Source organism: Bacteroides sp. (assembly GCA_036351255.1).
GTDB lineage: Bacteria > Bacteroidota > Bacteroidia > Bacteroidales > UBA7960 > UBA7960.
The window spans coordinates 1-24685 of sequence record JAZBOS010000087.1; the positions used below are offsets into that span (position 1 = coordinate 1).

Annotated in this window: 25 protein-coding genes; 15 read left to right on the top strand and 10 right to left on the bottom strand. The window is 48.9% G+C overall.

Annotated features, from left to right (window positions below; genetic code table 11):
* The first annotated feature begins 176 nt into the window (after nucleotides 1-176).
* Entirely contained in the window at nucleotides 177-1841 is a 1665-nt protein-coding gene (locus V2I46_07955) for a S41 family peptidase (protein MEE4177427.1), read from the top strand.
* On the opposite strand, the gene V2I46_07960 is transcribed toward V2I46_07955, so the two are convergent.
* Nucleotides 1838-2395, bottom strand: a complete 558-nt coding sequence (locus V2I46_07960) for an HD domain-containing protein (GenBank protein MEE4177428.1) — start codon at nucleotides 2393-2395, stop codon at nucleotides 1838-1840. The genes V2I46_07955 and V2I46_07960 overlap by 4 nt on opposite strands.
* Nucleotides 2396-2721: 326 nt before the next feature.
* Here V2I46_07960 and V2I46_07965 point away from each other — a divergent pair, with 326 nt between their 5' ends.
* From V2I46_07965 to V2I46_07980, 4 genes are read left to right on the top strand one after another with little or no spacing between them, the layout of a single operon-like run.
* Nucleotides 2722-3609 carry a prephenate dehydratase gene (locus V2I46_07965; GenBank protein ID MEE4177429.1) on the top strand — a complete coding sequence of 296 codons (888 nt, stop codon included), beginning with the start codon at nucleotides 2722-2724 and terminating at the stop codon, nucleotides 3607-3609.
* Nucleotides 3590-4762 (top strand): aminotransferase class I/II-fold pyridoxal phosphate-dependent enzyme, encoded by a 1173-nt coding sequence (locus V2I46_07970; GenBank protein ID MEE4177430.1) that lies wholly within the window; start codon nucleotides 3590-3592, stop codon nucleotides 4760-4762. Before V2I46_07965 ends, V2I46_07970 begins: the two co-directional genes overlap by 20 nt.
* Nucleotides 4759-5604 carry a prephenate dehydrogenase gene (locus V2I46_07975; GenBank protein ID MEE4177431.1) on the top strand — a complete coding sequence of 282 codons (846 nt, stop codon included), beginning with the start codon at nucleotides 4759-4761 and terminating at the stop codon, nucleotides 5602-5604. The genes V2I46_07970 and V2I46_07975 overlap by 4 nt, the downstream gene beginning before the upstream one ends.
* 12 nt (nucleotides 5605-5616) lie before the next feature.
* Entirely contained in the window at nucleotides 5617-6765 is a 1149-nt protein-coding gene (locus V2I46_07980; GenBank protein ID MEE4177432.1) for a chorismate mutase, read from the top strand.
* Here the strand turns inward: V2I46_07980 and V2I46_07985 are convergent.
* Together V2I46_07985 and V2I46_07990 are read right to left on the bottom strand one after the other, a co-directional pair.
* Nucleotides 6749-8776 carry a thioredoxin domain-containing protein gene (locus V2I46_07985; protein MEE4177433.1) on the bottom strand — a complete coding sequence of 676 codons (2028 nt, stop codon included), beginning with the start codon at nucleotides 8774-8776 and terminating at the stop codon, nucleotides 6749-6751. The genes V2I46_07980 and V2I46_07985 overlap by 17 nt on opposite strands.
* Nucleotides 8777-8789: 13 nt before the next feature.
* A complete protein-coding gene (locus V2I46_07990; GenBank protein ID MEE4177434.1) occupies nucleotides 8790-9617 on the bottom strand; it encodes an SDR family oxidoreductase in 828 nt (275 codons plus the stop codon).
* 128 nt (nucleotides 9618-9745) lie between these two features.
* On the opposite strand from V2I46_07990, the gene V2I46_07995 reads away from it, so the two are divergent.
* On the top strand, nucleotides 9746-10909 hold the full coding sequence (locus tag V2I46_07995; GenBank protein ID MEE4177435.1) for a metallophosphoesterase: 1164 nt from the start codon (nucleotides 9746-9748) through the stop codon (nucleotides 10907-10909).
* Nucleotides 10910-10914: 5 nt separating this feature from the next.
* Here the strand turns inward: V2I46_07995 and V2I46_08000 are convergent, their stop codons facing one another.
* Genes V2I46_08000 through V2I46_08010 form a run of 3 tightly spaced genes read right to left on the bottom strand, consistent with a single transcriptional unit; the run spans nucleotide 10915 to nucleotide 11846 of the window.
* Nucleotides 10915-11181, bottom strand: coding sequence for a hypothetical protein (locus V2I46_08000; GenBank protein ID MEE4177436.1), 267 nt, complete (start codon nucleotides 11179-11181; stop codon nucleotides 10915-10917).
* A gap of 11 nt (nucleotides 11182-11192) precedes the next feature.
* A complete protein-coding gene (locus V2I46_08005) occupies nucleotides 11193-11564 on the bottom strand; it encodes a hypothetical protein (GenBank protein ID MEE4177437.1) in 372 nt (123 codons plus the stop codon).
* A gap of 27 nt (nucleotides 11565-11591) precedes the next feature.
* Complete coding sequence (locus V2I46_08010; GenBank protein ID MEE4177438.1) at nucleotides 11592-11846, bottom strand: YtxH domain-containing protein; 255 nt, start codon at nucleotides 11844-11846, stop codon at nucleotides 11592-11594.
* Between the two features lie 322 nt (nucleotides 11847-12168).
* On the opposite strand from V2I46_08010, the gene cdd reads away from it, so the two are divergent.
* Nucleotides 12169-12669 (top strand): cytidine deaminase, encoded by a 501-nt coding sequence (gene cdd, locus V2I46_08015; protein ID MEE4177439.1) that lies wholly within the window; start codon nucleotides 12169-12171, stop codon nucleotides 12667-12669.
* A gap of 77 nt (nucleotides 12670-12746) precedes the next feature.
* A complete protein-coding gene (locus V2I46_08020) occupies nucleotides 12747-13613 on the top strand; it encodes a ChaN family lipoprotein (protein MEE4177440.1) in 867 nt (288 codons plus the stop codon).
* On the opposite strand, the gene V2I46_08025 is transcribed toward V2I46_08020, so the two are convergent.
* Nucleotides 13610-14722: a glycosyltransferase gene (locus tag V2I46_08025; GenBank protein MEE4177441.1), complete on the bottom strand. Its 1113-nt coding sequence runs from the start codon at nucleotides 14720-14722 to the stop codon at nucleotides 13610-13612. The two genes, V2I46_08020 and V2I46_08025, sit on opposite strands and share 4 nt — an antisense overlap.
* Nucleotides 14723-14847: 125 nt before the next feature.
* Here V2I46_08025 and dprA point away from each other — a divergent pair, with 125 nt between their 5' ends.
* Nucleotides 14848-15954 carry a DNA-processing protein DprA gene (gene dprA, locus V2I46_08030; protein MEE4177442.1) on the top strand — a complete coding sequence of 369 codons (1107 nt, stop codon included), beginning with the start codon at nucleotides 14848-14850 and terminating at the stop codon, nucleotides 15952-15954.
* Nucleotides 15955-15965: 11 nt separating this feature from the next.
* Here the strand turns inward: dprA and V2I46_08035 are convergent, their stop codons facing one another.
* A complete protein-coding gene (locus tag V2I46_08035) occupies nucleotides 15966-16643 on the bottom strand; it encodes an inorganic pyrophosphatase (protein MEE4177443.1) in 678 nt (225 codons plus the stop codon).
* Nucleotides 16644-16724: 81 nt separating this feature from the next.
* Nucleotides 16725-17798 carry a YncE family protein gene (locus tag V2I46_08040; protein MEE4177444.1) on the bottom strand — a complete coding sequence of 358 codons (1074 nt, stop codon included), beginning with the start codon at nucleotides 17796-17798 and terminating at the stop codon, nucleotides 16725-16727.
* A gap of 180 nt (nucleotides 17799-17978) precedes the next feature.
* Between V2I46_08040 and V2I46_08045 the strand changes: the two genes are divergently transcribed.
* The 6 genes from V2I46_08045 to V2I46_08070 all read left to right on the top strand — a co-directional run bounded on the left by V2I46_08045 (nucleotide 17979) and on the right by V2I46_08070 (nucleotide 22990).
* The gene (locus tag V2I46_08045; GenBank protein ID MEE4177445.1) at nucleotides 17979-18860 is read left to right on the top strand and encodes a permease-like cell division protein FtsX; all 882 of its coding nucleotides are present in this window, start codon (nucleotides 17979-17981) and stop codon (nucleotides 18858-18860) included.
* Nucleotides 18861-18918: 58 nt separating this feature from the next.
* Entirely contained in the window at nucleotides 18919-19230 is a 312-nt protein-coding gene (locus V2I46_08050; GenBank protein MEE4177446.1) for a DUF3098 domain-containing protein, read from the top strand.
* Between the two features lie 18 nt (nucleotides 19231-19248).
* Nucleotides 19249-20043, top strand: a complete 795-nt coding sequence (locus tag V2I46_08055; GenBank protein MEE4177447.1) for an undecaprenyl-diphosphate phosphatase — start codon at nucleotides 19249-19251, stop codon at nucleotides 20041-20043.
* Between the two features lie 10 nt (nucleotides 20044-20053).
* Nucleotides 20054-20767 carry a tRNA pseudouridine(55) synthase TruB gene (truB, locus tag V2I46_08060; protein MEE4177448.1) on the top strand — a complete coding sequence of 238 codons (714 nt, stop codon included), beginning with the start codon at nucleotides 20054-20056 and terminating at the stop codon, nucleotides 20765-20767.
* Between the two features lie 494 nt (nucleotides 20768-21261).
* Nucleotides 21262-22311, top strand: a complete 1050-nt coding sequence (gene queA, locus V2I46_08065; GenBank protein ID MEE4177449.1) for a tRNA preQ1(34) S-adenosylmethionine ribosyltransferase-isomerase QueA — start codon at nucleotides 21262-21264, stop codon at nucleotides 22309-22311.
* A gap of 10 nt (nucleotides 22312-22321) precedes the next feature.
* Nucleotides 22322-22990: a 2-C-methyl-D-erythritol 4-phosphate cytidylyltransferase gene (locus V2I46_08070; protein MEE4177450.1), complete on the top strand. Its 669-nt coding sequence runs from the start codon at nucleotides 22322-22324 to the stop codon at nucleotides 22988-22990.
* Nucleotides 22991-23172: 182 nt separating this feature from the next.
* On the opposite strand, the gene miaB is transcribed toward V2I46_08070, so the two are convergent.
* The gene (gene miaB / locus V2I46_08075) at nucleotides 23173-24516 is read right to left on the bottom strand and encodes a tRNA (N6-isopentenyl adenosine(37)-C2)-methylthiotransferase MiaB (protein ID MEE4177451.1); all 1344 of its coding nucleotides are present in this window, start codon (nucleotides 24514-24516) and stop codon (nucleotides 23173-23175) included.
* Nucleotides 24517-24685 lie beyond the last annotated feature (169 nt).

Consider the following 24685-nt stretch of genomic DNA (forward strand, 5'->3'; position numbering starts at 1 on the left):
CAAGTGGTGACCATCGAATTGCTTGAAGGTTATTCCACCAGCGCCATCATTAAGAAGTTGCGCCCGGAAAACCAATAAGCCTGAAATGGCTGATTTTATGAAAAAATAACAAGGCTCAACCATGGGATTTGATTAATTTCGTTATATCCCTTTCGTCCTTATTCAGTAAGTAAATTATGGAAAATAATAAACCCCAATATTCCCGTTTTAAATTATACCTGCCGGTCATTATGGCTATGGTGCTTGTTGCCGGTTTTCTCCTTGGCCTGTATATCCGGCCAAAGGAAGCACAAACCGAACGCAAGTTCTTTTCCATTGGCTTTGACCGGAATAATCAGCTGAACAACATCATTAATTTCATTCAGGAAGCCTATGTTGATTCGGTGGACCGTGAAATCCTCACCGAGGATGCCATTCACAGTTTGTTGAAGAACCTGGACCCCCATTCAGCCTATATTCCTGCCAGGGATTTCCGGGAGATGAACGACCCCCTGATGGGCAGTTTCGAAGGCATTGGCATTGAGTTCAACATGATCAGCGATACCGTGGTGGTGATCAACCCCATTGCCGGGGGCCCCAGTGAAAAGGCAGGCATCATGCCGGGTGACCGTATCGTTAAGGTGGAAGATGAGGTGATTGCAGGGGTCAACATGTCAACCAATGACATCGTTAAACGCCTGAAGGGAGAAAAGGGCACTACCGTTAATGTTGAGGTTGTGCGGTCCGGGGTAAGCGAATTACTCCCGTTTTCCCTAATCCGCGACCAGATCCCGCAATACAGCCTTGATGTGGCATATATGGTGGATGAAGAAGTTGGATACATCCGCCTGAATAAGTTCTCGGCTACCACCCATCAGGAATTTATCCTGGCCATGGAGCGTTTAAAGCGTGAAGGGATGCAGAAAATGATCCTTGATCTCCGTGGCAACGGAGGAGGATTCCTGGAAGCCGCCATCAACCTGAGTGATGAGTTTTTGGATGCGCAGAAACTGATCGTATACACCGATGGGCGCAGCCGCCCGCGCCAGTACGCCCACGCCAGGCGCAACGGGGTTTTCGAGACGCAGCCGCTGGTGATCCTTATCGACGAATGGTCAGCATCAGCCAGTGAGATCGTAGCAGGGGCTGTTCAGGATAATGATCGTGGCCTGATCATTGGCCGGCGTTCCTTTGGAAAAGGTTTGGTTCAGGAACAGGTGCAGCTGGGCGATGGCTCAGCACTGCGCCTAACCGTTGCCAGGTATTATACTCCTACCGGCCGCAGCATCCAAAAACCCTATGAAGATGGCGAAGAGGAGTATTTCAACGAGTTTATGAACCGCCTGATGGAAGGCGAGCTCGAAAACCCCGACAGCATCAAGTTCAATGACTCCTTAAAATTTGAAACCCCGGCAGGAAGAGTGGTTTATGGCGGTGGTGGCATCATGCCCGACCTGTTCATTCCCATTGAATCGGGCGAGGAGTTTGTGTTCTATAATCAGGTAGCCAACCGGGGCTTGGTCTATCGCTTTGCGTTCAATTATGCTGACCGCAACCGCGAGGCCTTACATGCCTATGAAAATGAGGCAGCCTTTGTCAGGGACTTCTCAATTTCGCAGGCTATTTACCGGGATTTTATGGACTTTGCCCGTGAGGAAGGGGTTAGTATCCCTGCACAAATCAGTGCCGAGAGCCAGGATTTGATCCGCAGGAACCTGAAAGCATACATCGGACGCAATATATTTGGTGCAGAAGCCTTCTTCCCGGTGCTTCATGAAGATGATCAGGCTTTCCTGAAAGCTGTCGAAGTGCTGAAAAGCAATACCTACGAGTCAATGCTGCAACCCCCTGCGCTTCCCTAAAGGCCTATCCCGGGGGCAATCTCTTTCATGGCATTGAGTGAAAGTTCTGCAAACGCTGGCAGGGGAATGCCTATTTTTTCACATTCCATAATCGTTTCGCGCCTTACGCTGGCAGCAAATGCTTTTTCTTTCATGCGCTTCACGATGGATTTAGGTTTAACGCTTCCCACTTTTTTGTCGGGATAAACCAGTGCAGTTGCCGTAATGAGGCCTGTAATGGTTTCACCCGCAGCAAGAGCATGGTGGAATGTGGTGGAGCGGGGCCGGCCATGGGCTGCATCTTCGTTGTGGAGCATAATGGCTTCGACCACGTCTTCAGGGAGTCCTTTTTCCTTCAGTATTCTCGCGGTTTCCATAGCGTGGGTGTGCATGTCGCCCTCTGTAACTTCAACATCCAAATCGTGAAGCAAACCCGCTATTCCCCATTTATCAGGATCCTCGCCCAGGCGAAGGGCAAGAGCCCGGAGTACAGCCTCCGATGCCAGACAATGGGCGATCATTCGCGGGTTTTTTACATACTGATGCAGAAGTTCCAAAGCTTCTTCTCTTTGCATATCCTGTTTTTTTTGCGAATATAAATCAATTTCTTCTTATATAAAACACGAATCATTACAGCGTAATTCAACAAATGTATATATCTAAACATTTAATTAATTTTTTGTTAAAATTTGTTTTCTGTGTTGTGATAAAAAGAAAAAGTATTATCATTGCAGTGACAAACTAAGGCATGAACCAGAGTTTTACATATTTCGCCAACTATTTTTATTTCTTTTTCTACTATGGTGGGAAAGGGGTCTGGCGTTATGATGTTTGCTCTTGAGGAAATATGAGGAAATATGAACCAGGCCCCGCAAATGCGGGGCTTTTTTTTTGCGGGTTTATGGAAAAAATAGCAATACAAGGCATTAAAGGTTCTTTTCATGAAGAGGCGGCCATGCTATTCTATGGCAGGGAGTTCTCTCCATTGGAGTGCATGGATTTCAGAGGTCTGGTTAATCAGGTGGCCACCGGTAGGGCATCCTTTGGTGTAATGGCCGTTGAGAACTCCCTGGCGGGAGGCCTGTTGCCAAATTTCTCGCTGATCAGAAATGCTTCCCTTCAAGTCTTGGGTGAGGTTTACCTACGAATTTCTCAGCATTTAATGGGCCTGCCAGGCCAAAACCCAGGGGACCTGAGGGAGGTACGATCGCATCCAATGGCCCTGTCGCAGACCGAAGATTTTTTTCTGAAGTACCCTGGCATCAGGCTTGTGGAATCGTATGATACGGCCCTCAGCGCACGCGAAATCAGTGAAAAAGGACTTTGGGGCACGGGAGCTGTTGGCAGCAAGCAAGCGGCAGGTATTTATGGTTTGTCAATTTTGGCTTCATCCATCGAAACCAATAAGGAGAATTTCACCCGTTTCCTGGTTGTTGGAACCAAGGCAGCCCCCTTGGAAAAAAACCTTCCGGTGAAGGCAAGCCTGGCTTTTATTGCCCCCAATGTGCCAGGCGGGCTGGTAAAAGTATTAAATCCGCTGGCCAATGCCGGTGTAAATCTTAGTATGCTCCAGTCGCTGCCACTGATTGGTTCAACATGGGAGTATATCTTCCATGCGGATATGCTTTTTATCGATTCTGACCACGCTCATAAGACAATCAGCGATCTTGAAAAAAAGCTCCAAAAACTATGGGTTTTGGGGCTATACCACCCGGGGGCAAGGCCGCCTGCCAGCAATGGGGTTTCAAACTTATCAAAAGAAATGAACCATGTACATACCGGCCGCTGAAAGAATACATTCCATAACGGAATACTATTTTTCGCAAAAACTTAGGGAAATTGAGCAAATGCGAAAGGCAGGCATCGATGTGATCAATCTGGGCATCGGTAGCCCGGATCTTGCCCCGTCAGAAAAAACTATCGAAGCCCTGTTGAGCAACAGCCGCGACCGGAACAGCCATGGCTATCAGTCTTACAAGGGCATACCAGAATTGCGCCAGGCCTTTTCTAAATGGTATTCAGTGCATTTCGGCGTTAACCTTGATCCGGAAAGGGAGATCCTGCCCCTGATGGGTTCAAAAGAGGGCATCATGCACATAACCATGGCATTTGTTAATCCTGGGGATGAAGTACTGATCCCTGACCCGGGCTACCCTACTTATGGATCGGCAGCCTCCTTGCTGGGAGGAAAACTCAGGACTTACGCTGTTCTTGAAGAGTATGACTGCCTCCCCGACCTCGCCTTATTGGAAAATCAAGGGCTCGAAAAGGTAAAACTGATGTGGGTGAACTACCCGCACATGCCAACGGGTGCAAAGGCAAATCCGGCGTTTTTCAAAGAACTGGTTGATTTTGGGCTGCGAAATCAGATTTTGATATGCAATGACAACCCCTACAGTTTCATTCTGAACGACCAAAAGTTAAGCCTGTTTGCGGTGCCTGGTGCCAAAACCGTTTGCCTTGAACTGAACTCGCTCAGCAAATCACAAAACATGGCAGGCTGGCGCATCGGCATGCTGGCCGGGCAGGAAGACTACATACAGGCTGTGCTCAAGGTTAAAAGCAATATGGACTCAGGCATGTTCAGGCCTTTGCAAATGGCTGCGGCAGAAGCACTGGCTGCACCCGATGCATGGTATGAAGAAATGAACAGGGTGTACAGTGAGCGACAAATTATTGCAAGGGAGATATTAGATGCTATTGGCTGTGCTGTACGTCCAAACCAGGCTGGCATGTTCCTCTGGGGTAAGATCCCTGAAACCTATACCAGTGCCATTGAACTCAGCAACAAGCTTTTATTCCATGCCAGGGTATTCCTTACCCCGGGAATAATCTTCGGCAACAATGGTCGGAACCATATCAGGGTATCATTATGCAGCCCCGTTGAAACGCTCAAAGAAGCAAGGAAGAGAATTCAAGAATTTCTAAAAGATTCGAAATGAAAGTTTGTATTGTCGGAATGGGATTAATTGGGGGTTCTCTTGCCATTGACCTTCGAAAGCGGGGTTTTGCCAGCCGCATTATTGGCGTTGAAAGTGATCGGCAACATGCGGCCATTGCAAAACTTGGAGGTCTGGCCGATGAGACCGATACACTCGAAAACGCAGTGCAGTGTGCTGACCTGATCATTCTTGCCACCCCAGTCGATGCCATGGAAAGCTTGTTACCAAGGGTTCTGGACCAAGTAGGAGGGACACAAAAAACGGTTACTGACATGGGCTCGACCAAGGCGGGTTTGCTAAGGCTTGTAAAAAAACACCCGAACCGCAGGCATTATGTGGCCGCCCACCCTATGGCAGGGACCGAGTTTTCAGGTCCATTGGCTGCAGTAAGTAAGTTGTTCGATTACAAATGTGCCATAATATGCGACAAAGATCAAAGCGCTCCTTTTGCCCTGAGGACAGTTCGCAAAATGTTTAAAACAATTAATATGCGGCTGATATACATGAATGCGGAAGAACACGATATGAGCGCTGCCTATGTTTCGCACATTTCACACATCTCCTCCTTTGCCCTTTCGCTTTGTGTACTCGAAAAGGAAAAGGACAAAAAACGTATCCTCAGCTTGGCTGGCGGAGGCTTTGCATCCACTGTACGCCTTGCAAAAAGTTCAGCAGAAATGTGGGTGCCTGTTTTTCAGCAAAACAACAATTATGTCGTGGAGGTTCTCAATACCTATATTGAAAAGCTGGAACTTTTCCGAGAATATATCACGCAAAACAAAAAAGCGGAGATGACCGGACTTATCCGGGAGGCTAATAAAATTCAGAAAATTCTCAGTTAAAACCCCTAAGCTATGAAAGCAGTATTACAGGTTGAACCAATAACCAGCTGGAAGCAATACAAAAAACGGCCCCTGGTCATTTCGGGGCCTTGCAGCGCTGAGACCGAAATTCAGGTTTTACAAACCGCCCGCGAACTGGCAGCGAGCGGCAAGGTGGATATCTTCAGGGCAGGAATCTGGAAGCCGCGCACCCGTCCCGGCACTTTTGAAGGGATGGGGAGCATAGCCCTGCCCTGGCTCAAAAGGGTAAAGGAAGAAACTGGCATGGGTATAGCTACAGAAGTTGCAAATGCGAAGCATGTATATGAAGCGCTCAAATACGGTGTTGACCATATATGGATCGGGGCCAGAAGCACGGCCAATCCTTTTGTAGTTCAGGAAATCTCCGACGCACTGGAAGGTTCTGATGTTACCGTGCTGGTAAAAAACCCGATAAATCCTGAACTTGAATTGTGGTTTGGAGCCATTGAGCGCCTGAAAAAAGCCGGGATTACAAGGATTGGCGCCATACACCGGGGCTTTTCAAGCTACGAAAAAACGGCCTTCCGCAATACTCCGCACTGGCTGATCCCTGTTGAACTGAAACAACGGATAGAGAATCTGCCCCTGATTTGCGATCCGAGTCATATTTGCGGAAACCGCCACATGCTTCTGGAGGTTTCCCAAAAGGCTATGGATTTGAACTTTGACGGCTTGATGCTTGAATCGCATACCGATCCTTCGGTAGCCCTAAGTGATGCAGCACAACAAGTTACGCCACGCATGCTGACTTGCATTCTGGACAGGCTGGTAATGCGAAGCCCCGAATCGAACGACACCAATTTCCTGAACGTTCTGGAGGAACTCCGTGGAAAGATTGACATTTATGACGAACAGCTCATTGAAATCCTGGAAAGAAGAATGAATGTGGCCAAAAATATTGCACTTTACAAAAAGGAAAACAACATCACCATTCTTCAAAGCAGGCGCTGGGCCGAAGTGGTACGAAAAAACCTTGCCCTGGGTGAGAAAAAGGGCTTGAGCAACAGTTTTGTCAATGATATGCTCAGGCTGATTCATCAGGAATCAATCAATCAACAAAACCAGGTGATGAACGAAGGAAGTACAAGCAGCAAAGGACTTGAAGAAAAAGCGGAAAGCGAAATCAACTCAACTGGCTGAGTGCCTCCTCAAAGGTCCCGACAGGCAATTTACAGGCGCCCAACATACAGACGTAAAACATTGTTTTTGATGGGTTATGACGGTTTTTAAAAACCGGAAGCGCAGATTTTTCCTTTTCAGAAGCAGCCACAATCAGGTTGGGCAGGTATCCACTTAAGGCGGGAGTCAGCTGCTTGCCGGCTTCAGGTCCGGCAATCACCATTGTGTGAAAAGGATACACATGATGCAGCAGCAAAATACCCCAATTGGAATAGCTGCTGCTGTATTTGTTCAAGAGCCGCTGCATATCGCGCAGCATCTCCGAGCTGCGCTGGCCCAAGTCCGGTTTTTCAAAATAATGAGCCAGGTAAAACAGGTTTCTTGCCATCACACTGTTGGAGGAGGGAATTACATTATCGTGAAACTCGAAATACGGGACGGCGAGTTTATCTCCCTCCATCTGGGAGAACGTCAACAGACTCGTACCATCGGCATGAAAGGAAGTAATGGCATATTCAGCAAGCCTTAAAGCTTCCGATAAAAACCGCTCTTCGGCCGACACTTCGTATAGCCGGATCAATGCATTCGTCAGCCAGGCATAGTCTTCAAGAAAGGCAGGAATGGAAGGGCGCTCCCCTTTCAGGTTGCGATACAAACCACCATCTTCCCTTTTAGCAATCTCTAAGATTGTTTCGGAAGCATTGATCGCCCAATCCAGAAACGCCTGTTCTCCAAAGGCTGCATAGGCATCGGCCAGGCCCTTGATCATCATGGCGTTCCAGCTGACAAGTATCTTATCATCCAGACCGGGCCTGTTGCGCAAACTGCGGGCTTCAAGCAGACGGGCCTTTGCTTGATTAATCTTTTCATCCAATTCCTGCTTGTCGAGGGAATGCTTTGCTGCAAAAACCTCATCCGACTCATCCCTGATCAGGATATTCCTGCCATCCTCCCAAAGACCTTTTCCTCCCAAATGATAATACTGCTTCAAAAGGTCAGCATCTTGCCCAAGGATCCTATCAATCTCCGCTTCTGTCCATACATAGAATCTGCCCTCCTCACCTTCGCTGTCGGCATCCAGGGCTGAAAAAAATAGCCCAGTGGGGGAAGTGAGTTCCTGCTTAACAAAATCAATGGACTCATAAACCACCTGCCTGAACAATGGGTCAGGGTTTACCTTAAATGCGTTGGAATACAGGGAGATCAGCTGGGCATTATCGTAGAGCATTTTCTCAAAATGCGGGACTTTCCAATCCGTATCGGTAGCATAGCGGGCAAAACCACCCCCAAGCTGGTCATAAATACCTCCCATAGCCATCTTCCGCAGGGACAACAGCACCTGGTCAAGGGCTTCAGCATTCGCTGATTGGTAATGGTAATGCAATAAAAACTCATAATTATTGGGCAGTGGGAATTTGGGGGCTCCCTGGGTACCGCCTTTGTACCGGTCCATATATCCCATCAGGTTTTCAAACATCTCCCTGGCTTCATCCCTGCCAAAAGTTGCTCTGCCCTCATTGACCTTGATAAAACTGCTGTCGGCAATGCCCTGCGTGATCTGCTTAGCCTGTTCCTCAACCTCCTGATATTGGTTCATGAATAGTTCGGCCACCCGAATCAGGATATTTTTCCATTGTTCTTTCTGAAAATAGGTCCCACCCCAAAAAGGCTTACCGTCGGGAAGTGCAAAACAGTTCAGCGGCCAGCCACCCTGACCAGTGATCATTTGTACGGCATTCATGTAAAGATGGTCAATATCAGGGCGCTCTTCACGGTCCACTTTTATACAGACAAAATAATGATTCATCAGCCGTGCCACTTCCCTGTCTTCAAAACTCTCCTTCTCCATTACATGACACCAGTGACAGGCCGAATAGCCAATGCTGACCAGCAGGGGTTTGTTTTCCCGTCTCGCCAGGTCCAGGGCCTCTTCCCCCCAAGGATGCCAGTCCACCGGATTATACATATGCTGAATGAGATAGGGACTCGTCTGTCCCTTCAGGTGGTTTGGCTTTCGGGGGTCTTTTTCCATGTCTTAAGGGAGATTAAAGTCCGGTATATTGCTTGCTTACTTTCCAGAGTTTTTCTGCAACTTCCTTGTTATAGGTATATGCGCTGGTTTTCCGGATCTTCTTTTTTGCCAGGTACTCACCGCTGAAATGCTGTGCCTCTGGAGAGGTGGCAAGGTAAACGGATGTTTCAGCTCCTTTTTCAGGGGGTATCATCACCAGCTTCATGGGGCCATGCAATATTTTGGGCATTTTATCAAAGAGATGCGTGGCCACCACTCCCGGATGAAGGCAATTGGCCACGACCCCTGTGCCTTCCAGTTTTTTGGCCAGATGACGGGTAAAAAACAGATTGGCAAGCTTGCTCTGTGCATATGAGCCCATCCAGCTCCAGCTCCGTTTTCCTTCAAGGTCATCAAAGCGAATCTTCCCTCCCTTATGAGCCATACTCGAAATGGTAATAATCCGCGATGGGGCGCTTGCTTTCAATTTTTCCAGCAACAGATTGGTCATCAGAAAAGGTGCCAGGTGGTTGATGGCAAAGGTTTTCTCTATGCCTTCCTTCGACTCCCTGCGTTTCATCTCCCAAACCCCGGCATTATTGACCAATACATCCAACCGGTCATACTTTTCATTGAAATCTTTGGCAAAAGCACGGATTGAATCCATTGAGGACAAGTCGCATTCATGGAGCTCAACACTGCCATTGCCGGTAAGTTTATGAATCTCCTCACGTAAGGCCTCACCTTTAGACATATTCCTGACCGGAAGCACTAACTTCATACCTTCTATGGCTAAAGCTTTGGCTGTTTCTTTACCGATCCCTGAGGTGGCGCCTGTTATAATGGCTGTTTTTTCTTTCATTTCCTGATAAAACAAATTAGAGGGTTATTTTTATTACTCCAACCACCGGTAAAAGTAATTGTTCAATCCAGCTACCCATAAACATTTGTCATTCATTTCTGTTAGGATAATTAGTTAAATTAACTCCCATGCGTAAAATGGCCTTTATCCTGTTTTTTTCGATCGTAATACTCATTTACAGTTTAGTCAATTTTTACATTTTCAAGCGGGGCTTGCAGGTCCTTCCCCCCGGAAGTGGGATAAGAACAGCCTACATTGTAATGTTCTGGGCCCTTGCTGCTACGTTCATTGCCGGCCGTTTCCTCGAGCGCATCTGGCTGGGTCCTGTCAGTGACCTGTTGGTATGGACCGGCTCATTCTGGCTGGGTGCTATGCTGTATTTCTTCCTGATCGTATTCTTTTTTGATGTATTGCGGCTGGTCAATCACCTGATCCCCTTTTACCCCGGTTTTGTGCGCGACCATTACGGACAATTCAAGCAATACCTGATGGCAGGAAGTATAGCCCTGGTTGTACTGATCATTATTGCAGGATACATCAACGCCCGAAATCCAATTATCCGGACGGTTGAGGTCACCATTCCAAAAACAAGCCCGGGCATGCAACACCTCAACGCCGCTGTCATGTCCGACATCCATTTGGGAACCATCATTGGCAATGGAAAGCTGACGCGCATCGTCAACAAGGTCAATGCCTTAAATCCCGATATTATCCTGTTACCGGGCGACATCCTGGATGAAGACCTGGCCCCGGTGATCAGGCAAAATACAGGCGAAATATTAAAGCAGCTTAGGGCTCCCTTGGGCGTGTATGGTGTGATGGGCAACCACGAATACATCGGTGGCCCCGAACAGGCTTACAAATATCTTACGGAACACGGGGTCCATATGCTCCGCGATCAGGTCCTGAAAATTGACGATAGCTTTTATTTGGTTGGACGGGAAGATCTTCAGCGAAACCGTTTTGCAGGAAAGGAACGGCAACCCATTGAAGTATTAATTGAAAAAACCGACAAGGCGCTGCCTGTAATTGTCATGGATCACCAGCCCTATCATCCTGAAATCGCAGCCAGGGCAGGAGCCGACCTGATGTTGTCGGGGCATACCCATCACGGCCAGCTATGGCCGCTGAACTACATCGTCAACGCCATTTTTGAAATTGGCTATGGATTGGGGGAAATTGAAGGGATGAAAGTATATGTCTCCAATGGTATTGGCACCTGGGGGCCGCCTTTAAGAATAGGCAACCGCCCTGAGATTGTTAACCTGAAAATTCGTTTTGAAGCAGAATAAGCAATTTATTCGTTTGCGTCAGCATCTACTTTTGACGACTTCTTTCTCCTGAACCAGGAAAAAACGTTATTGAATTTTGAATAAACGTCCTGGGCAAAAAGAAACCCCGCTGATAAACGGGTAACAAGTCCATTCATCGTAAAGAGCCGCTGCACCCCCTCAAGGTTATCATGCAGGTTATTCTCTGCTGCAAGCATTTCATAACGGAGACGCGCCTTCTCAAGCTTGATGTCGTTGAGGGTCCTTATATTCTTAAATCGGGAAGTATTCATAAGGCTCAGGTTTAAGACTTGGTTTCCGTTTCATCATTTTGGAAGAAGACCTCACCAAGCGACTTGATGACATATCTGGAAAAAATCTTTTTCCGGAAGATAATGAAAACAATTCCGAGCAGGAGATAAAAGCCACCAACAATTAACAAACCCAATTCGTAGCTTTCCAGTAAATGGCCGAAATACAGCCCTGCGGCTCCTGAGAGAAATACCAACGCCAGCAGCATGATCAAAACAATGAGACTGTTTGTCACAAGACTGGTGATAACTTTTACAGCTTTCTCATAAGCCACAAGGCCATAATAGGAAACATTTGTTTCGAGATACTTCAGCAAATTGTCCCTCAGCCCGGAAATGTTTTCCAGAAATGATTTACCTTCCATTGATGTTTTTTTTGGTTAAGAAGAACGTCAGGCTTTCTTCTCTTCTGTGACCTTTTTTACCCTTGCCTTGGTTTCCTCGGTCACCTCATTGACAAATTCCTTGAGGTCATCAATTTTCTCTCCCACTTTGTGGGCCACTTCATCAGAATATTCCTTGGATTTCTTCTGAATCTTCTTGCGGGTTTCCTTTCCGCTGTTGGGCGCAAACAACATACCTGCTGCAACACCCATGGCTGCTCCGAAAATAAAACCTACGATTGCTTTTCCTGTTGACTTATCCATAGTTTTTTTCTTTTTTTGTTATACATCGGGTTTTTTAATAGAAAGGGTTTTGTTATATCACCAAACACCCTCATTTTACACACCTGAACAAATATAATGATTTTCTATACAATTTGCAAGGATCAGGCTGGAATAATTGTAGAATGGCCTGAAAAGGCGGAGATAAACAAAAGCCTTTATAAATGCAACGCGCCCGAATAGATTTTGTTTAATAGGCCGTTCAGGTTGTGAAATATATAAATTTTGAGGATTAAGGAATAGTCGTTAAATTTACCCATCCCAAAGCTGCCGGTTTTGGGGTGAACCTTCTAATGGATAATGCATGATCAAAAAACACCTGAGTTTCCATATTTATGAGGCTGACAGCCTTGAAGAACTGAGCCAGCAGGAACAGCAGCTGGTGGTTATGGCCAGGGAAATGACCGAAAAAGCCTATGCCCCCTATTCCGAGTTTTTTGTAGGCGCCGCCGTATTGCTTGAAAACGGGGAGATCATCACAGGCAGCAACCAGGAGAATGGGGCTTACCCCAGCGGTCTCTGTGCCGAACGGGTGGCCGTCTTTGCCGCTTCCGCCATGTTCCCGGGGGTCTCCATGAAAACAATCGCTGTGAGTGCAAAATCCACCCGGCTCAAACTCGACGAACCTGTGTCTCCCTGTGGGGCTTGCAGGCAAGTCCTGCTTGAATATGAGATCCTTCAGAATGCCCCCATAAAAGTCCTGCTGACCAAAGAAGACGGAAAAATACTCGTGGTGGAAAATGTACATGACCTGTTGCCCCTTTCCTTCTCGGGCAACGGCCTGAAAAAAAACGGACCCCGCTAAACCTGAACATATCACACGGCAAGTTGTTTTTTTGCAAGGCCTCTACAGCCTTTTGTGCAATCCTTAATCCATTTTCTATGAAAAGAACGCTCACATCCTTGACCTTAATCTTAGCCTTAACCTTTGTCCAGGCCCAGGAAAAACCCGCATACCGGATTTACAACCAAAACGGGCAGCCCGCCGACTTCGGACAATTGCTGGAAGCCGCAAGCAAAACCCAAGTCGTTTTATTCGGCGAACTTCATAACAACCCCATTGCACATTGGTTGCAACTCGAACTCTCCCTGGAACTTTTCAATAAGATTGGCAACAACCTGGTGCTGGGCGCCGAAATGTTTGAAGCCGACAACCAGTTGATCCTCGATGAGTACCTTTCGGACCTCATCAACGAGCGCAACTTCAAGGCTGAGGCAAAGCTCTGGAACAATTACAATAACGACTATCAGCCCCTGGTGATGCTTGCCCGCGAAAACAAGTTACCCTTCATTGCCACCAACATTCCCCGCCGATATGCCGCCCTGGTCAACCGACAAGGTTTTGAAGGCCTCGATTCACTGCCTGCAGAGGCCAAGCGTTACATCGCCCCCCTTCCCCCTGCCTATGACCCTGAACTGCCAGGTTATAAGGCCATGATGGAGATGAGTGGAATGCCTGGCCACGTCAGCGACAATTTCCCCAAGGCACAAGCCATCAAGGATGCTACCATGGCCCATTTCATTTACCAGAACCTGAACCGCAGCGGCGTTTTCGTCCATTACCACGGCGCCTACCATTCCAACAACTTTGAGGGAATATACTGGTATCTGCGCCAGCTGGATGAAAAGCTGAAAATGATCACCATCAGCACGGTGGAACAAGACGACACTACGAGCCTTGAGGAAGGAAACCACGGCCTGGCTGACTTCATCATCGTGGTTCCCTCCACTATGACCAAGACCTACTAAATCTTTTTCAGGAATTCGTCCAGGGCCTTTTCAAGCAACCCATCATGCCGGTCTATCTTCAGGATGCCGGAATAAAACATGGCCGGAGCAATATCCCTTTGCAGATCCAGCTGATCCTGCTTCACGCAATGGGCTTGCCCCTGCTCTTCAAGCAAACTGCCCAGGTATTCCTGCTCAGTCTGACCGGGCGTAGGGATCAGCAAAGCCTTTTTCCCGAATACTGCCAGATCCATAATACTCGAATAGCCCGACCGGCAAATCACCAGGCGGGCATTTTTGATTAAGAAGGCTAACTGCGGTGTTGCGAAATGATTAAAGATCAGCAGTTTTTCTTTTTGCTCTTTCTGTTCAACCCCCAGCTTGCCAAGCACAAAAACAACAGGCAGGCAAGTGGTCTCAAATTGCTTCTTCAGGATTTCTTCCAGCAAGCTGCGCTGGGGTTCAGGGCCCGATAGCAATACCAGGTAATACTCCTTTGGGAAGCCTTCCGGCAAGGGGTTTTCATAATCCTGTTCAGCGATTGCAGAAAACCTGCTGAGGGGCCCGATAAAATGAAGATTCTGAAGGCTCCTTCCATGCGATAGCCTGCCCGACAAATTTGGCTCAAAAGGAAAATCAGGAATCCAGCAATGGTCATAAGGCCGGATAAACCACCGGGTCAATCGCCAGAGCAATGGTTCAATCCATTTCCAGTACTCTGGAGCCTGGATAAACACCTGGTGGGTCATAAAGACCGAAAAAACCTTTTTATTCCACAGCCCGTAACGGTTGTCAGAAATCAAGAGGGTGGCCCCAGTATCGCGGATAAGTTTTTTCAGTTGCCGGTGTTCTTTTATCACGGAGAGCAAAAAAGCGGGCAATTGAAAAAGTATCTGAACCGCTAACCGCCCTTTTTCAGGATAACGGACGATCATCCCTGGAAACCTGTGATACGCAACCCGGGTCCCAAACTCTTGCTTAAGGAAATCAAGGGGTGCTCCATCAGCCGCCACCACCACTGCTCTGCCTCGCTTCAGTAGGGCCTGGATGATGGGGACGCAGCGCGTGGCGTGTCCAAGGCCCCACGCCAGGGGGCATACCAGCACTTTTTCCTGAGCCTTACCTTCCATGCCGCTAAATTTACCACTTTTCACCGAAGGAAAAAGGGAAAATACAATTTCAACTTGCTTGCATCCAAATTTCGTCTTACTTTTATTTCCGCTTTTCGAAGCATGTCCTATTTTCAGCTTTCAGGATGGATCAGCAACTCCTCTACCAGATATCCCTGAGTTTGATCCCGGGTGTGGGGGGCGTCACAGCCAAAAAGCTCATCAGCTATTGCGGCGGTGTAGAACCCATTTTCAGGGAAGGGAAAAACAACCTGCTCAAGATTCCCGGCATCGGCGAAAACCTGGCTAAGGCTGTTCTAAATCATCAGGTCTTCGATCGCGCGGAGAAGGAAATGCTGTTCATTGAGAAGCACCGGATCAAAACTTTTTTCTTTCTCGACAAGGACTACCCCGCACGCCTCAAGCACTGCGAAGACGGCCCGGTCATGCTCTTCGTAAAAGGCGACGCCTGGCTGAATGCGTCAAAGGTGATCAGCATTGTGGGTACGCGCAGCATGACTGAATACGGGCGGGATAAATGCAATGCCCTCGTGGAAGGCCTGGTGCCTCATAACGCCCTGGTGGTAAGCGGACTGGCCTATGGCGTGGATGCCTGCGCCCACAAGAAAGCACTTGATACTGGCCTGGAAACCATCGCCGTATTAGGTCATGGCCTCGACCGTATTTACCCGCCCCTGCATCAGCAACTGGCTAAGCGAATCGCAAAGCAAGGGGCCCTTGTCACCGAATTCCTTACCCAGACCCAGCCCGACCGCGAGAATTTCCCCAAACGAAACCGTATCATCGCAGGCCTCTGCGATGCGGTCATCGTCATTGAAGCAGCCGACAGTGGCGGCGCCCTCATCACTGCCAACATCGCTAACAGCTACAACCGCGACGTCTTTGCCCTGCCCGGAAGAACCACCGACCTCTACAGCAAGGGCTGCAACGTCCTGATCAAGACCAATAAGGCCAATCTGCTCGAAAGCGTGGCCGACCTCGAATATATCATGGGGTGGGATATCAAGAAAGATCCAAAGAAAGCCATTCAACCCGCCCTTTTTGCTGAGCTGGATGGCGATGAAGAGAAAATGGTCGATTTCCTGCGGGAAAATCCGGAAGCAAGCATCGACCTCCTAGTTTCCCAGGCAGGCTTTACCGTCAGCAAGATCTCTGCCTTGCTGTTAGGATTGGAATTCAAAGGCCTTGTGAAACCTCTTCCGGGGAAACGCTATAAGCTCCTGATCCCCTGAAAAACAATGGTCTATACTTCCACCTGCGATAAAAGGCTGTCAAAATCCTCAAACTTCATCCGGTAATCTTCCATCGAGCGGCGAATCACCTCTTTGGCTTCCTGAGCATCATAGGTATGGGTAATCTCCACATCGAGCTTGGTGTTGGGAAGATCCTTGTAGGTGAGGAAGTAATGCTTTAGCCTTTCAATGACCGGGGCAGGGCATTCGGCAATTTCGCGCATGGCACCATATACCGCATCATCCTTTAAAACGGCGATGATCTTATCGTCGGCCTGGTTGCGGTCAATGAGCCTGAACCCCCCGATGGGGATAGATTCTGCCAGAATGTTGCCGTGCGAAATGGACTTTTCCGTCAGGATGCAAATATCCAGCGGGTCATAGTCTCCCTTGATATCTTCGCGGCCGGTCTTTTCCATGGCCAGTTCGGCCACCTTCTTATGGCAAAGGGTCTGCGGAATAAAACCGTAGAGCGCTGGCAACACATTGCTGTATTTTTGGGGACGGTCAATCTTGAGGTAACCACTCACCTTATCCACCTCGTATTTCACCGTGTCGGTGGTAACCATCTCCACAAAGCAGGTGATCTGATCGGGGGCATTTTTCCCGATCTCCACCCCGTGCCAGGGGTGCGATTTATAGCGCAGTCCCATCAAACGTCCGATGGGATCCATAATGCGGTTTGCCATATGCTTGTTCTTTTGTTTCTCCAAAATTACGCAATCTTACCTTGTCTTTTGGAAATTATGACAAATAGCCTTCCTGCAGGATTATTTCCTGACCGCTGGCATCAAAGGCGAAAAGTTTATGCCATCAGGTTCTTTGCCGGCTGCAAAATGCTCAATGATCTCAAAGGTCTCCAGACTGATCACCGTGACAGCGTCCGAACGGGTGTTGGCCACATAGGCAAACTGATTATCAGGAACCACCAGGCCAATGGGAACCGAGGTTCCCTCAAAATCGGCGAAATACCTTTCGGGATCTTCTTCTTCAGGCACCGGCGGTGTCATTTTCACCTTAGCCAGCAGGCTTCTTTCATTGGCATCAAAAACGGCCACATCGCCCGAGCGGGCATTGCTCACCACAAACAAACTACCATCAGGCGAGAACTTACAACGGATGGGGAAGTCGCCGCAATCAATGGTGGCAAGGCGTTCCATGCTATTTGTGTCGAACACCGCCAAGGTATTCTCGCCCCGGTTGGTAACCCATACCTCGTGGCCCTGCGGGCTTACGGCAATCCCTTCTGCACCCACACCGCTGTAAAGCTGGGCAATCAACTCACCGCTCTCCAGGTCAAACACCGTCACATTACCCGTGCGTATGCTCGAAACAAAGGCGCGCTTATGATCAGGGGTTACCGCAACCATATGCGAAACTTCCTGCCCGGTGGACAAAGCCTGCAGCACTTCTCCCTTTCCCACATCCACCACCAGCAGGCTCTGGCTTCCCTCGGTAGTCACCAACATCATGTCTGTGCCATCCATCCAGTCCATCCCATGCGGGCGGGTATGTTCTCCCAGGTCAATGGTGCGGATCAGCTCAGCCTTCTCCACATCGTAAACTGACAGGGTGTTACCGGGGATCTCCCGGTTGCCATAATTGCAAATCACAACATAGCGTCCGTCATCCGACACCTCTACTTCGTGGGGCTCCACACCGGTAGGCAGCATGGCCAGAATTTCGCCGGTGACACGGTCAAGAAAATACACATCATCGCCGCTCTTATTGCCGATGATGATGGTTCCTGCAGGCTCATCACCAGCATCTTTAGCCTGCTGGTTGCAGGAGGGAAATAACACCACAGAGGCCAGCATAGTCATTGCAAATAAAATCCTTTTCATATTTTTCCTTTCCTGATTAACATAAACACTTAGCTGCTTCGTTTTCATTCAGTGAATAAATATAAGGCAAAACCACAAAACCACGTAAAAAATATTGTTTCGGGCTGGGTTAAAGAACCTTAAAAACCCCGTGCAGGCCCAATTTTTTATTACTTTTGCAGCCATAAAAAGCAGAGATCCATGGCCAAACAGGAAGAAGCCATTGTTGGCAGGCGGCTAAAAACATCCTATGTTTCAACGGTAGTGAGCATTACGCTGGTGTTGTTCGTACTGGGGCTGCTGGGGCTTGTGATGCTGCACGCCCGCAAGCTGTCCGATCACGTAAAGGAAAACCTGGGATTTTCCGTCATCCTTCACGACAATGCCAAACCGGCCGAGATCAGCCATTTGCAGAAAACCCTCGACGTAATGCCGGCGGTGAAATCCACTGAGTACGTGTCGAGCGAGATGGCAGCCGAAACCCTGATGGAAGAACTGGGTGAAGATTTTGTGGAATTCCTGGGTTACAACCCCTTGTTTCCCAGCATTGAGGTCAGGCTGGTAGCCAGTTACGCCAACCCCGACAGCCTGGTGCTATTTGAGGATGAGGTGATGATAAACCGGATCGTGCGCGAAGTCCACTACCAGAAAGACCTGGTCTCATCAGTAAACGACAATGTTCACAAAATCGGCCTGGGCTTGCTGCTGTTCAGCCTGCTGTTGCTGGCCATCGCCTTTGCCCTGATCAATAACACCATCCGTCTGAGCGTATTTTCGAAACGCTTTCTCATTAAAAGCATGCAGCTGGTGGGCGCCACCCAGTCGTTTATCCGCAAGCCCTTTGTCATTAAAGGAGTGGTCCAGGGCCTCATTGGCGCCTCCCTCGCCATCCTGCTATTGCTGGGCGTGCTCTATGCAGGCCAACGCCAAATCCCCGAGCTGATCACTTTCCAGGATACAAGGATGCTGCTCAGCCTTTTCGTGATGGTCATCCTGCTGGGGATACTCATCAGCTGGATCTCCACACACATGGCCGTAAAAAAATACCTGCGCATCAAAACCGATTCCCTTTACCTGTATTAATGTGCCGGGCTATATTGACTGAGCTGAAAACAGAAATACCGAAAAAACCAAAAACACCATGAGCAAAAACAAAGAACAACGTGTGCTCTTGTTTGATCGCACCAAATATTTCCTGATGATCGTGGGGCTGGTGATTATCGCCCTGGGCTTTGTTTTAATGATGGGGGGCGGAAGCGATGACCCCAATGCGTTCAGCTACGACCTGTTCAGTTTCCGCAGGATCACCCTGGCACCTTTTCTTGTCCTGCTGGGTTTTGGAGTTGAGTTCTATGCCATTATGAAAAGAACCACCAACGTGTCGGAAGCCGGTAGCCAGGGAGCACCTAAAAAACCTCACACCCCGGCGGAGCCAAAACCCTCGAAGCGGTAATATAATGTTCTTGTTTTTATGAGCTGGATTGAAGCCTTAATTTTAGGCCTTTTACAGGGCCTTACCGAATTTTTGCCTGTCAGCAGCAGCGGACACCTCGAATTGGGGGGCGCCGTTTTCGGGCTTCAAAATCCTGACACCTTCTTTACCTTCAACATCTTGGTCCACGGTGCTACCTTCATGAGCGTGGTGGTGGTCTTCAGGAAAGACATTCGCGATCTGATCGTGAACCTTTTCCGCTTCCGATGGAATGCCGAAACCCGTTTTGTCCTCCTGCTGGTGGCCTCTGCCATCCCGGTAGGCATTGTAGGCTTGCTTTTTGAAGAAAAAGTGGAGATGCTCTTCCAGGGCCGCATCGTCCTGGTGGGGGTGATGTTGCTGGTCACCGCAGTTGTTCTATTCCTTACGCGCTTTGCCCCGAAAAAAGAAAAAGAAGTCAACCTGAAAAGCGCCCTGCTCATCGGCCTGGCCCAGACCGTAGCCGTCATGCCCGGCATCAGCCGCAGCGGGGCAACCATCAGCACCGCCCTTTACCTGGGCATCGAACGTGGCAAGGCCATCCGCTTTTCTTTCCTGATGGTTTTGATTCCCATCTTTGGGGCTAACTTTCTGAAGATCCTAAAAATGTCAGATAACGCAAGCCTGGTTCCCACCGACACCCTACCCCTGGTCGTCGGCACCCTGGCTGCCTTCCTGGCCGGACTGGCTGCCTGCCGCTGGATGCTCAACATCGTGCGCAAGGGCAACATTGCCTGGTTCTCCATTTACTGCCTGATCATTGGGCTCGTGGCCATTGTGGCCGGCTTGTTTTAAATCCTGACAAATGGAGAAACCCGAACAAATTCAATCCTTTATTGACGGCGCCGTACTGACCTTCAACAAACCCCTCGGGTGGACATCCTTTGATGTGGTCAACAAGGTACGGTCGATGATGCGCTATGTGCTGGGCATCAAAAAACTCAAAACCGGCCACGCAGGAACCCTTGACCCCCTGGCAAGCGGACTGCTGATCATCTGCACCGGCAAGCAAACCAAAAGCATCGAAAGCTTCCAGGAAATGGAAAAGGAATATACCGGCACCATCTTCCTGGGAAAAACCACCCCTTCCTTCGATTTGGAAACCCAGGTGGATGAGCATTACCCCACCGGACACATTACCCACGAACTGGTTTTGCAGGCTGCCGCCAACCTCTCGGGCCACCAGGAGCAGATCCCGCCCCTTTTCTCTGCCAAGAAAATTGAAGGCGAAAGGGCTTACGAATTTGCCCGCCGCGGCGAACATACCGAGCTGAAATCACGCAAAGTCGTCATCAGCGAATTTGAGATCACCCGCTACGAATTGCCCGAAGTGGATTTCCGGGTGGTTTGCAGCAAGGGCACCTACATCCGCTCGCTGGCCCGCGACTTTGGCAAGGAACTGCACTCAGGCGCCCACCTCAAAAGCCTCCGCCGCACCCGCATCGGCAACTTCAAGGCCGATGGCGCCTGGACCATCCAGACCTTCGAACAACACCTACGGGAACTGGCCAGCACCTGAACGGGGTGCTCAAACCATTTCATTTAAAGTAAAGCCTGGGTTTGGATGCCCCAAATAAGCTTATCCAGGTCCTTCATCCCAAAACTGCCTGAAACTCCCCTTTAGATTGCTGTAACTGCGTTTCAGGCGAAGTAACCCCCTAACGAAGTCCAGGTATTTTCGGAGTTAATACGGAGTTAATACGGAGTTTATTCGGTTTAAACCGAATAAACTCCGTATTAACTATGACCCGGGTATGGCAGTGGTATGGTTTTTTTATTCAGGAAGAACCCTGTTTGTGTAATCAAAACCCAAAAAAATCATCAATTCAAAATCAACATTTATCAATCTTACAAGGTTTTGCTTCAATTATTTACAAAAAGGTATTGACAAGGGGGCTTTCAAGTATTATCTTTGCATTCCTTTCCCAAAAAAAATGCAAACCTTTTAGTAATAAACCCTTTCCGCTTTTGGCCCTTACTTTCAGAGGTGGATGAAAATAATATTGTTGTCAAATGAAATTATCGGATTTCAAATACAATCTTCCTCCGGAGCTCATTGCAGAGCATCCGACAGATAATCGTGATGAATCGCGATTAATGGTGGTCAATCGTGCGACCCAGACCATTGAGCATAAATCGTTCAAGGACCTTCTGGGTTACTTTGATGACGGGGATGTGATGGTGGTAAACAACACGAAGGTATTTCCGGCGCGGCTATACGGCACCAAGGAAAAGACGGGTGCCCAGATTGAGGTATTCCTTTTGCGCGAGCTGAACCGTGAGACCCGCTTGTGGGATGTCCTGGTTGATCCGGCACGCAAGATCCGCATTGGTAACAAATTGTATTTTGGTGAAGATGACAACCTGGTCGCCGAGGTGATTGACAATACCACTTCACGCGGGCGTACGCTGCGTTTTTTGTTTGATGGCACCTATGACGAATTCAAGCAAACCATTGAAATGCTGGGTGAAACGCCCTTACCCCGTCAAATCAGGCGTGCTGTGGAGCCCGAAGACCGCGAGCGATACCAGACAGTGTTTGCCAAACGCGAAGGGGCCGTAGCAGCCCCCACGGCGGGGATGCACTTCAGTCGCCAGCTCATTAAACGCCTGGAGCTAAAAGGCGTGGAGTTTACCGAGATCACCCTTCACGCTGGGTTGGGAAATTTTCGCAGTGTGGATGTGGAAGACCTGAGCAAGCACAAAATGGACAGCGAAGAGTTCCTGATCGAGGAAAAGGCAGCAAAGATCATTAACGCCGCCAAGATGAGGGAAAAAAGGGTGTGTGCCGTGGGAACCACCACCATGCGGGCCATGGAATCATCCGTATCTATCACGGGAATGGTAAAACCCTTTGAAGGATGGACCAACAAGTTTATTTACCCGCCCTTTGAATTCAATGTGGCCAACGCCATGATCTCAAACCTTCACCTGCCGCAGTCCACGCTGATGATGATGGTTTCGGCCTTTGCCGGCTTTGATCTGCTGATGAAAGCTTATAAGATTGCCGTGAAGGAAAAGTACCGCTTTTTCACCTATGGCGATGCCATGCTGATCATTTAAACCTCTTTTGATGCAAAGGTATGTGCTGATCACGGCTGGCGGGTCGGGCACACGGATGCAGTCTGACCTGCCCAAGCAGTTTCTCGAAATTGCCGGAATGCCTGTGCTGATGCAGACTTTCAGGGCCTTTTTTGATTTTGATCCCACCCTGGCCTTCGTGCTGGTTTTGCCCGAAAACCTCTGGAATTTCTGGGAGGAACTTTGCCAGAAGCACAACTTCCGGCAGCCGCACCAGCTGGCTATTAGCGGCCCAACGCGCTTTCATTCGGTCAAGAGCGGTCTGCGGCTGGTCCCCGACGATGCCTTGGTAGCCATTCACGACGGGGTGAGGCCCCTGGTTTCGGCACGGGTCATTGAACAGGTTTTTTATTCCGCTGAAAGATTCGGGAATGCCATCCCTGTGGTAAAGATCAGCGATTCATTGCGCCTGATAGACCACGCTCTTAGTCAGCCCTTGCAGCGTGAAATGGTACGCAGGGTGCAAACCCCTCAGTGCTTCCGGGCCGGCCTGATCAAGAAGGCTTATAACCGGAATTACTCAGAAGACTTTACTGATGACGCCACACTGCTGGAAGCCGATGGACACCGCCTCTTCCTGGTGGAAGGAGACCCCGAGAACATCAAGATTACTACCCCGGCCGATTTGAAGATCGCAGAAGCGCTGCTCTGGAAGGATTGAGAAATTTTTGATTTGATTTAAGAACAAGGATTAACGATTTTTGATTTAAGAAGTGGGGAGATCAGAGGCTGAACTCTTTTAAATAATGAACAAGGAATAAGGAATTTCCATTTTTTAAGTACCTCTATGGAATTTGCACAAAGCTAACCTTGAACCCTGAACTTTAAACCTTTAACCCTTTTTTACTCCTCCAGCCCTTCTCCCAGCAGGGTTGCCGCGGTGCAGGAATCAATTCTGACTTTTACATAGTCGCCGGGCTTGTAGCCCTTGTCGGGGAAAACCACCACTTTGTTGTGGCTGCTGCGGCCGGAGACATGCCTGTCTGAGCGTTTGGAAAGCCCCTCAACAAGCACCTCGACCACCGATCCCACATCTATTTTATTGCTTTTCAGCGAAAGCTTTTGCTGGAGTTTAATGATTTCCTGCAGTCGGCGGGTCTTTTCCTCTTCAGGAATATCGTCTTCGTATTTTTTGGCGGCAAGGGTGCCTTCGCGTTCGGAGTACTTAAACATAAAGGCAAAATCAAAACCTGCCCATTCCATCATATTGAGGGTTTCCTGGTGTTCTTCGGGGGTCTCGCCACAGAATCCCGCAATGATGTCGGTGGAAATGGCACATCCGGGAATGATCCGGCGAATGGCTTCAATGCGTTCCATATAATCCTTGCGGGTGTATTTGCGATTCATCCGTTTGAGGACGCTGCTGCTGCCCGACTGCATGGGCAGATGGATGGCATGGCAGATGTTAGGGTTTCGGGCAATGACAGCAAGCAGTTCATCCGACATATCCTTGGGGTGGGAGGTGGCAAACCTTACGCGCAACAGGGGGCTTATGCCGGCCACCATTTCCATTAATTCCGGGAAGCCTGTGGTGAGGTTCTTCTCCTCATCTTTCCAATGGAAGGAGTTGACGTTTTGGCCCAACAGGGTGATTTCGCGGAACCCTGTTTCAAACAGTTCCCGTGCTTCGATTACAATGGTTTGCGGATCGCGACTGCGTTCCTTTCCCCGGGTGAAGGGTACAACACAATAAGAGCAAAAATTCTGGCAACCCCGCATGATGGAGATAAAAGCGGAAACGCCATTGGAAGCATATCGCACGGGGGTAATGTCAGCATAAGTCTCCTCAGCCGAAAGGATGATATTGATGGCCTTGTGCCCGCCTTCGGCATCGAGCATCAGCTGGGGGAGGTCACGGTAGGCATCGGGGCCCACCACCATATCGACCCGCATGCCCAGTTCATTTTCTTCCAGCAGTGACTCCTTCAACCGTTCGGCCATGCAGCCCAGCACTCCAATGATCAAACCTGGTTTTTTACGCCGGAGGCTCTGCAGTTGTTTCAGGCGATTGAGCACTTTCTGTTCGGCATTGTCGCGAATAGAACAGGTGTTGAGGAAGATCACATCGGCTTCCTGCTGGTCCTGGGTAGCAGAATAATGATGATCGGTCATGACCGAGGCCACGATCTCGCTGTCGGAGAAATTCATCTGGCACCCGTAGGTCTCAATATATAGTTTTTTATTCACCCTTTGAATTTCAGTTAAATAAACCAATCAAGCTTTTGGTTAAGGATGGCAAAATTACTGAAAAAATACCTTTTTCGCGACAAAAAGCCAGCCTGTGATGGTGTCATCCGCAAGGAATTTCTTTTCTTTGCAGATTTTTTGACTGTCATTAAACTTTTGACCCCATTTT

What these genes read in the sequence shown, in the direction of transcription:
- V2I46_07955 (MEE4177427.1), top strand. Translation starts at nt 177, where the DNA reads ATGGAAAATAATAAACCCCAATATTCCCGTTTTAAATTATACCTGCCG.
- V2I46_07960 (MEE4177428.1), bottom strand. Translation starts at nt 2,395, where the DNA reads ATGCAAAGAGAAGAAGCTTTGGAACTTCTGCATCAGTATGTAAAAAAC.
- V2I46_07965 (MEE4177429.1), top strand. Translation starts at nt 2,722, where the DNA reads ATGGAAAAAATAGCAATACAAGGCATTAAAGGTTCTTTTCATGAAGAG.
- V2I46_07970 (MEE4177430.1), top strand. Translation starts at nt 3,590, where the DNA reads ATGTACATACCGGCCGCTGAAAGAATACATTCCATAACGGAATACTAT.
- V2I46_07975 (MEE4177431.1), top strand. Translation starts at nt 4,759, where the DNA reads ATGAAAGTTTGTATTGTCGGAATGGGATTAATTGGGGGTTCTCTTGCC.
- V2I46_07980 (MEE4177432.1), top strand. Translation starts at nt 5,617, where the DNA reads ATGAAAGCAGTATTACAGGTTGAACCAATAACCAGCTGGAAGCAATAC.
- V2I46_07985 (MEE4177433.1), bottom strand. Translation starts at nt 8,776, where the DNA reads ATGGAAAAAGACCCCCGAAAGCCAAACCACCTGAAGGGACAGACGAGT.
- V2I46_07990 (MEE4177434.1), bottom strand. Translation starts at nt 9,617, where the DNA reads ATGAAAGAAAAAACAGCCATTATAACAGGCGCCACCTCAGGGATCGGT.
- V2I46_07995 (MEE4177435.1), top strand. Translation starts at nt 9,746, where the DNA reads ATGCGTAAAATGGCCTTTATCCTGTTTTTTTCGATCGTAATACTCATT.
- V2I46_08000 (MEE4177436.1), bottom strand. Translation starts at nt 11,181, where the DNA reads ATGAATACTTCCCGATTTAAGAATATAAGGACCCTCAACGACATCAAG.
- V2I46_08005 (MEE4177437.1), bottom strand. Translation starts at nt 11,564, where the DNA reads ATGGAAGGTAAATCATTTCTGGAAAACATTTCCGGGCTGAGGGACAAT.
- V2I46_08010 (MEE4177438.1), bottom strand. Translation starts at nt 11,846, where the DNA reads ATGGATAAGTCAACAGGAAAAGCAATCGTAGGTTTTATTTTCGGAGCA.
- cdd (MEE4177439.1), top strand. Translation starts at nt 12,169, where the DNA reads ATGATCAAAAAACACCTGAGTTTCCATATTTATGAGGCTGACAGCCTT.
- V2I46_08020 (MEE4177440.1), top strand. Translation starts at nt 12,747, where the DNA reads ATGAAAAGAACGCTCACATCCTTGACCTTAATCTTAGCCTTAACCTTT.
- V2I46_08025 (MEE4177441.1), bottom strand. Translation starts at nt 14,722, where the DNA reads ATGGAAGGTAAGGCTCAGGAAAAAGTGCTGGTATGCCCCCTGGCGTGG.
- dprA (MEE4177442.1), top strand. Translation starts at nt 14,848, where the DNA reads ATGGATCAGCAACTCCTCTACCAGATATCCCTGAGTTTGATCCCGGGT.
- V2I46_08035 (MEE4177443.1), bottom strand. Translation starts at nt 16,643, where the DNA reads ATGGCAAACCGCATTATGGATCCCATCGGACGTTTGATGGGACTGCGC.
- V2I46_08040 (MEE4177444.1), bottom strand. Translation starts at nt 17,798, where the DNA reads ATGAAAAGGATTTTATTTGCAATGACTATGCTGGCCTCTGTGGTGTTA.
- V2I46_08045 (MEE4177445.1), top strand. Translation starts at nt 17,979, where the DNA reads ATGGCCAAACAGGAAGAAGCCATTGTTGGCAGGCGGCTAAAAACATCC.
- V2I46_08050 (MEE4177446.1), top strand. Translation starts at nt 18,919, where the DNA reads ATGAGCAAAAACAAAGAACAACGTGTGCTCTTGTTTGATCGCACCAAA.
- V2I46_08055 (MEE4177447.1), top strand. Translation starts at nt 19,249, where the DNA reads ATGAGCTGGATTGAAGCCTTAATTTTAGGCCTTTTACAGGGCCTTACC.
- truB (MEE4177448.1), top strand. Translation starts at nt 20,054, where the DNA reads ATGGAGAAACCCGAACAAATTCAATCCTTTATTGACGGCGCCGTACTG.
- queA (MEE4177449.1), top strand. Translation starts at nt 21,262, where the DNA reads ATGAAATTATCGGATTTCAAATACAATCTTCCTCCGGAGCTCATTGCA.
- V2I46_08070 (MEE4177450.1), top strand. Translation starts at nt 22,322, where the DNA reads ATGCAAAGGTATGTGCTGATCACGGCTGGCGGGTCGGGCACACGGATG.